At 64.6% G+C, this 1,976-nt stretch carries 3 protein-coding genes; 2 read left to right on the plus strand and 1 reads right to left on the minus strand.

All coding sequences use genetic code 11. The annotated features are described in order from the left end of the window. Positions 1-172, minus strand: a 172-nt coding sequence (locus F6X39_RS35975) for a thiamine pyrophosphate-binding protein (RefSeq protein WP_187620133.1), incomplete at its 3' end; no start/stop codon positions are given. A gap of 171 nt (positions 173-343) precedes the next feature. On the opposite strand from F6X39_RS35975, the gene F6X39_RS35980 reads away from it, so the two are divergent. Together F6X39_RS35980 and F6X39_RS35985 are read left to right on the plus strand one after the other, a co-directional pair. Continuing rightward, complete coding sequence (locus tag F6X39_RS35980; RefSeq protein WP_184029161.1) at positions 344-1,258, plus strand: substrate binding domain-containing protein; 915 nt, start codon at positions 344-346, stop codon at positions 1,256-1,258. A gap of 174 nt (positions 1,259-1,432) precedes the next feature. Next, on the plus strand, positions 1,433-1,976 hold a 544-nt coding region (locus tag F6X39_RS35985; RefSeq protein ID WP_187620134.1), incomplete at its 3' end, for an RNA polymerase sigma factor.

The raw sequence follows: 1,976 nt of genomic DNA on the forward strand, positions 1-1,976 counted from the left end.
CCATGTGCGATGCGCCCTCGACATGGCGCGCGAGCACGTGGCTGATGCCGCCGGCTTTGCGCATCGCCGAGTAGAACGGGTTGATCGCGGCGCCCGGCACGCCGAACGCGGTATCGATGCCTTCTTTTTCGAGCACCAGAACGGCGGCGTCGACGGCTCTCATTTTGGCCATGAATGTCTCCTCAAGGTCGGGAATTACGTCGGTTGAGGGACACTGTAGGCCTGCGCCAAAGGTTTGATAAGATCAGTCCGGGTCGCTTATTCCGAAACAAAAAGTATGGAATGACGTGAAGCCCGGCGCACGGCCGGCATCAGCCCGGCAAGAGACAGGTGGGAGACGAACATGGACCGCTTCAAACAGATCGAAACCTTCGTGCGGGTCGCCGATGCGGGCAGTCTCGCGGCGGCGGCGCTTGAGGAAGGCGTGTCGCCGGTGATTCTCGGGCGGCGCATCGATGCGCTCGAGAAGCGCCTCGGCGTGAAGCTGATGTATCGCACAACACGGCGGCTCGTCGTCAGCGAGGACGGCGCCGCGTTTCTCGAACGCTGCCGCGGGCTTCTCAGCGAATGGGATCAGGCGGAAAACGAACTGAGCGCGGGGCGCCGCGCGGTGAATGGCCATCTGATCGTGTCGGCGCCCGCCGCGTTCGGGCGTAAGCACGTCGCGCCGCTCGCGCCTGCATTTCTGCGCGACAAACCCGAGTTGCAAATGTCGTTCAATCTGACCGACCGGGTCGTCGATCTGGTGCGCGAGGGCTACGATCTGTCGATCCGCATCGGCGGCGCGGTCGATCCGAACTTCGTCGCGGTGAAGCTCGCGTCGAACCGCCGCGTGGTGTGCGGTACGCCCGACTATTTTCGCCGTCACGGCAAGCCGAAGACGCTCGAGGATCTGCCGGCCCACAACTGTCTCGCGTTCAATCTGCAAGGCGGGCAGAACCGCGGCTGGTATTTCCGCCGCAACGGCAAGCTCGCGACTGTGCGGGTGGGCGGCTCGCTCGACTGCAACGATGGCGAACTGCTGCATCGCTGGGTCTCGGAGGGGCTCGGACTCGGCTGGCGTTCGACGTGGGAAATCCAGCGGCAGCTCGCGCGCGGCGAGCTGGAAACCGTGCTCGACGATTATGCGCTGCCCGATTACGACATTCTTGCGGTCTATCCGCAGCAGCGCTTCGTGCCGGCGCGCGTGCGCTATTTCATCGACTATCTGAAAGACGTGTACGCGAGCGACGACTACTGGAACCGGCCATCGTACTAGCTGGCGAGCGGGGCGCGCAGGCGATCGCGGTCTTTCTTGCGAATGCTCGCCTGAGTCGGGAATAAACTCGGTCTATGGCCAGTTCTGCTGTGAAAGACACGTCAGGAACGACACCACGGGGACGCGCAACAGCGACCCGCACGACGCAGCCGCCATGCCCTTGGAGGGGCCCACGTGGTCCAGACCGATTCAGACGCCGATGCCGATGCAGCGAAAAGCCGCCGCTTCCAGCAGCTGGCGTTGCCGCATCTCGACGCCGCGTACAACCTCGCGCGCTGGCTGTGCGGCAATCCGAACGATGCCGAGGACGTCGTGCAGGAAGCGTTCATGCGCGCGTTCCGCTTCTTCGATACGTTTCGCGGCGACTCTGCGCGGCCGTGGCTGCTCGCGATCGTGCGCCGCACCTGGTACACGGAATGGCGCCGGCGCGCGCCGTCGCACGACATGCTCGAATTCGACGAAACGATGGACGACGCGACCCTCGACGGCTGGAGCGCGGGCGGCGACGATCCGCAGACGCTGCTGATCCGCGACGAGGATGCACGCCAGGTACACGACGCGTTGGCGCGTTTGCCGGTCGAGTATCGCGAGGTGCTGATCTTGCGCGAGTTCGAGGAGATGGGATATCGGGAGATCGCGGTGGTGGCCGATGTGCCGATCGGTACGGTGATGTCGCGGCTCGCGCGTGGGCGGCGCAAGCTGGCGGAGGTGTTGATGG

It is taken from the genome of Paraburkholderia sp. UCT2 (genome assembly GCF_014397665.1).
In the GTDB taxonomy this organism is placed as follows: domain Bacteria; phylum Pseudomonadota; class Gammaproteobacteria; order Burkholderiales; family Burkholderiaceae; genus Paraburkholderia; species Paraburkholderia tuberum.

What these genes read in the sequence shown, in the direction of transcription:
- F6X39_RS35980 (WP_184029161.1), top strand. Translation starts at nt 344, where the DNA reads ATGGACCGCTTCAAACAGATCGAAACCTTCGTGCGGGTCGCCGATGCG.